Consider the following 4,890-nt stretch of genomic DNA (forward strand, 5'->3'; position numbering starts at 1 on the left):
TCTCCTTCGCGAAGGAGAGGGGGATCTTCCTGTCCACCTGCAGCTGGAACAATTTCGATAAGGCCTTTGGTGTGCTGAAAGCCTTCGATTTAGCTAAATACTTTGACCTGCTCGTCATAGAGCCCCATCCGGAGAAGCAGCTCATGATGGAGAGGATACTGAGGCACTTCTCGAAGCTGGGGGTCTCGGAGGAGGATACGCTTTACATAGACGATAGGGCCCACATGCTGGAGAAGGTCAGGGCCAGGTTCCCGCGCTTGATGACCCTGAGGTTTCACCCCGCGGGTGACTGCTTCTCCTTCCTCAGGCTGATGAGGATCCTAGGTGATATTGATGATTCCGGGATTTAGGGTGACGCCATGGGAGGTAAGAGGAGATAGAATAGATTATGACAGGCTTATCTGCGATCTGGGGCTCAAGAGGATAGATTTCGATCTGAGATGCGCCATCAGGAGGGTCATGGGCGAGGAGCACCACCTAATCGGAAGGGGGGTCTTCCTGGCCCACAGCTCGCTCGACTCATTCCTTGAGGATCTGGCCAGGGGCTCCTCCAGACCCTACGTGTTCACCGGCAGGGGCCCGTCCGGTCCGCTCCACCTGGGCAACATGGTCCCGCTTATGCTGGCCGGGTGGCTCCAGGGGAGGCTGAGGGCCCCCCTCTACCTCCAGGTGTCGGATGATGAGAAGTACTGCCTGAGGCCGGACCTGAGCCTTGGGGATTCCAGGAGGTGGGCAAGGGAGAACGTAGCTGAGCTGCTGGCGCTTGGATTCGATGAGGAGAGGACCAGGGTAATATGGGACACGGAGTGCTCCTCATGGCTCTACCCAGCCAGCCTCGTGCTGGCTAAGAGGATCAGAATATCTGAACTCAAGGACCACACGAAGCTGGATGACAGCTCCAACCCTGGGATATTCTACTACGCCCTCCTCCAGTCGGTCCCCGCCATCATGCTCCCCCTCTTCTCGGATGAGCGCTTCAGGTGCATAATCCCGATGGCCCTGGATCAGCATCCCCTCATGCTGCCCTCCATCCTGGTGGCGAGGAGGCTCGGGCTCAGGGAGCCTGCGATCGTTCACTCGATCTTCATCCCCGGTATAAATGGGGAGCCGAAGATGGGGACCAGCAGACCTGGTTCAGCCATATTCCTCTCCGAACCGGTTAGCTCGGCCCTGATGAAGGTGGAGAGCTCCCCTTGTCCCAAAGATGATCTCCCGCCCGTCATCCACTACCTGAGGATCCTGGATACCGAGCAGTATGAGGAAGCTCTCTTCAGCTACCTGGAGAACCGAGAGGAGGGGTGCAGGCTGGCCAAGGTCAGGGTGAAGGAGCTAATATCCATTCTGTTGGAGGAGCATTCAAGGAGGAAGCGTGAGTTCCTCGATAAGATCGATGAGTTCATCCTGAGGGAACCTCCCTTCCCCATGGAGGCCCTCTCAAGGTTCTGATAGTTAAGGTTAATAGACTCCTCACCGGATTATGCTGGATGAACATGAGCGTCGACATAGTCGAGAACGCCCCCGAGATCAGGAACCCCATACTCATACTCTCCGTCCCCGGCGCCGGATTGGTTGGAACTATATCGGCCGATCACCTGATAAGGACGGCCGGCTTGGATGAGGTGGGGAAGATAGACTCTCCCTTCTTCCCACCGGTCGTCGAGGTCAGGGACGGCATCGCCTCCCACACAGTCAAGATATTCTCCGGAAGGGGGCTCTACGTGGTAAAGGTGGAGGTCCCCCTCCCCGTGGAGCCCCTCATGAGGCTCACGGAGGCCGTGCTGGACTGGGTAGCAAAGAAAAGACCGAAGCTCGTCATGGTGATCGGAGGAATACCTGATGAGAACAGGATGAACATCGATAGGCCCCAGGTAATGACAGTGTTCAGCAGCGAGGAGGCGAAGTCGTCGGCGAACAACATGGGTGGGGAGCCCATGAAGGGGGGCTACCTCTCGGGCTACGCCGCCTACTTCCTGAGGGAGGCCATAAGGAGGGGGATACCCGCCGCCGCCGTCATGGTGCAGAGCTTCGATGCCTACCCTGATCCAGGGGCAGCTGCTGAGCTCCTGAAGGCAATAGAGCCTACCCTAGGTTTCAGCATAGATATAAGCCAGTTAGAAGCGGAATCCGAGACTATAAGGCTGAAGATGAAGGAGCTCATGGCCAAGACGATCCAGACGGTTAGGGAGGCTCCCGCGACCGCTTACATAGGTTAGGGGTGGGAGGATGGGCTGGTTCTACAGGGAGATAAGGTGGGGTTACTTCTCCGTCAGGGAGGTTGAGGAACCCCTCCACGATATGAGGCTCACCAAGGACGGGGTGATCATAACCGTGGACCTCCCCGGGGTGAGGAAGGAGGATCTCATACTGAACGCGAGCGAGGATGCAATTTACATCGAGGCCCTCTCCCACGTCGGGGGGACTAGGGTGAGGTACAAGAAGCTGATAAAGACGCCCATACAGATAGACCCTGAGAGGGTTGAGGCCAGGCTCAGCAACGGCATACTCTACATACTGGCTCCCCCGAAGGAGCTGACCTTCAGGAGGGTAAGGGTGGAGTGAGTTGCTCTTCATGGAAGTTGCCAAAGCCTATGAGAGGATTGAGGCCACGACAGGAAGGCTTGAGATGATAGATCTCCTCAAAAACCTCTTCCTCAGCACACCGCCTGAGATACTGGACAAGATAGTCTACCTGACCCTGGGGAGCATAGCCTCCCCATTCGAGGGCGTCGAGCTTGGGGTGGGGGAGAAGCTCTTCCTGAGGGCCCTCTCCCTGGCAACGGGGATATCCCAGGATAGGCTGGAGGAGGAGTACCCGAAGTTCGGTGACATAGGGAAGCTGGCGGAGTGGGCGGTGAGCAAGAAGGCCGCGCAGTCTTTCTTCTCCGAGGACCTGACCGTCGAGAGGGTGTTCGAAACGCTGAGCAGGGTGGCCAGGGCCTCGGGCGAGGGAGCCCAGGACGCGAAGGTCAGGCTGATAGCCGGGCTCCTGAGCGATGCCAAGCCCCTGGAGGCCAGGTACATAGCGAGGATAGTCACGGAGAAGCTCAGACTGGGGGTCAGGGACATGACGGTGCTCGACGCCCTTGCTGAGGCCTTCCTCAAGAGCAGGGCCCACAGGGACAGGCTGGAGAAGAAGTATAACATATTTCCCGATATTGGAAAAATAGCTAAAGCTTTGGCCGAGAAGGGGATGAGCGGACTTGAGGAGATAACGATAACGCTCGGCACACCCGTCAGGCCCATGCTGGCCCAGAGGCTCAGGTCGGCGGAGGAGATCATGGAGAAGATGGGGCCCAGGGTCTACGCGGAGTTCAAGTACGATGGCGAGAGGATGCAGATCCACGTTTGGAGGGATGGGAGGGTCAAGATATTCTCCAGGAGGCTGGAGGACATAACGGAACCGTACCCTGATGTCAGGGAGTACGTGTCGAGGGCCGTGAATGGCAGGGAGGTCGTGCTGGACTGCGAGACCGTGGCAGTTAACCCAGATACGGGTGAGATACTCCCGTTCCAGGAGCTGATGCACAGGAGGAGGAAGTACGGCGTTGAGGAGGCCATGAGGACCTACCCCACGGTGACTTACGTGTTCGACGTGCTCTATCTGGATGGCAGGGAGCTGCTGGATGAGAGGCTTGAGGAGAGGAGGAGGATCCTAAGGGAGATACTGAGGGAGAATGAGAGGGCGAAGCTGGTCCAGTACAAGGAGGTGGATGGGGATGTCGAGGAGCTGGAGAGGTTCTTCGAGTATGCCGTCGAGATGGGAACAGAGGGGCTAGTGGTGAAGGATCCTAGGTCGATCTACCAGGCCGGGGTCAGGGGATGGTCTTGGATAAAGCTGAAGAGGAGCTACATAAGCAAGATGATAGAACCGGTTGATCTAGTGGTCGTGGGGGCCTTCTGGGGAAAGGGAAAGAGGGCTGGAACTTACGGAGCCCTTCTGATGGCGGCCTACTGCCCCGAGGAGGATGTATTCAAGACTGTTTGCAAGATGGGATCCGGATTCACGGACGAGGAGCTCGCAAACCTACCGAAGCTGCTGGATGAATACAGGATAGATCACAAGCATCCAAGCGTGGTCTCCAACATAGAGGCGGACGTCTACTTCGTCCCGGTGAAGGTGGCCCAGGTTCTCGGGGATGAGATAACGCTCAGCCCCACGCACACGTGCGGCTGGAACAGGATCAAGCGCAACGCCGGCCTGGCGATAAGGTTCCCGAGGTTCATGGGCTGGAGGGAGGACAAGGGCCCGCAGGACGCGACCACTGAGGAGGAGATAATAGAGATGTACAGGGAGCAGCTTAAGGCCATAGAGGTGGAGGAGACCGAGACATCCTCAGATGAGGAGAGATGATGCCTTAGTGAGGCCCATGCCATGGCGGGAATCAGCAGCAAGGCTCCACGATGTCACCGCCCCAGTGCTCTTAAGGGCATCGCAGCAAGCGTGGGAAATTCATTCCTCCATGCGCGGGTTTCTCTAGGGGCTCTTGCTGAGGAGAAGGAATTTGGACCTCTAGCGACCCGCCCACGAGTTCCTCCAGTCACGAAGCCTCCTTAGCCGCATTCATCTCCTCCGATTCCTCCTGATGGAGTTGGATGCCCGTGATTTGTCCCTAAAGCGATCATCACGACCAGGTGAGTGATATCAGGTCACCTCCGATTTCGCCATCGAGCTGAGGTCATCTTCATCATCCCCAGCCCTCAGCATCGGCCCCCCGAGGCCTGGCCATGGAGATGTGAGGACACCCGCAGGAGCCTCAGCCCGGGGGCCGATGCTGTCCAGATAATCTTGTGGGCTGATTTCGGCATCAGTTCTCAAAGATGTTTGCATGGATTTCACTCTTGAATACTGATCCCATGTTGATATGCGGCTAGGTAAGCCGAATTGATGCG

General features: G+C 57.4%; 6 protein-coding genes. 5 read left to right on the forward strand and 1 reads right to left on the reverse strand.

All coding sequences use genetic code 11. From position 1 onward, the window contains the following. From BA066_06750 to BA066_06770, 5 genes are all read left to right on the forward strand, one after another. A partial coding sequence (locus BA066_06750; protein RDD52991.1) for a hypothetical protein occupies positions 1-350 on the forward strand: 350 nt, incomplete at its 5' end. Then, on the forward strand, positions 334-1,446 hold the full coding sequence (locus tag BA066_06755; GenBank protein RDD52992.1) for a hypothetical protein: 1,113 nt from the start codon (positions 334-336) through the stop codon (positions 1,444-1,446). The genes BA066_06750 and BA066_06755, both read left to right, overlap by 17 nt. A 38-nt stretch (positions 1,447-1,484) precedes the next feature. Beyond that, positions 1,485-2,213: a proteasome assembly chaperone family protein gene (locus tag BA066_06760; GenBank protein ID RDD52993.1), complete on the forward strand. Its 729-nt coding sequence runs from the start codon at positions 1,485-1,487 to the stop codon at positions 2,211-2,213. A 10-nt stretch (positions 2,214-2,223) separates the two neighbouring features. Beyond that, the gene (locus BA066_06765) at positions 2,224-2,559 is read left to right on the forward strand and encodes an Hsp20/alpha crystallin family protein (protein RDD52994.1); all 336 of its coding nucleotides are present in this window, start codon (positions 2,224-2,226) and stop codon (positions 2,557-2,559) included. Between the two features lies 1 nt (position 2,560). Next, positions 2,561-4,351 (forward strand): ATP-dependent DNA ligase, encoded by a 1,791-nt coding sequence (locus BA066_06770; GenBank protein ID RDD52995.1) that lies wholly within the window; start codon positions 2,561-2,563, stop codon positions 4,349-4,351. Between the two features lie 291 nt (positions 4,352-4,642). On the opposite strand, the gene BA066_06775 is transcribed toward BA066_06770, so the two are convergent. After that, a complete protein-coding gene (locus tag BA066_06775; protein ID RDD52996.1) occupies positions 4,643-4,828 on the reverse strand; it encodes a hypothetical protein in 186 nt (61 codons plus the stop codon). Positions 4,829-4,890: the final 62 nt, after the last annotated feature.

The sequence above is a fragment of the Candidatus Korarchaeota archaeon NZ13-K genome (assembly GCA_003344655.1).
GTDB lineage: Archaea > Korarchaeota > Korarchaeia > Korarchaeales > Korarchaeaceae > Korarchaeum.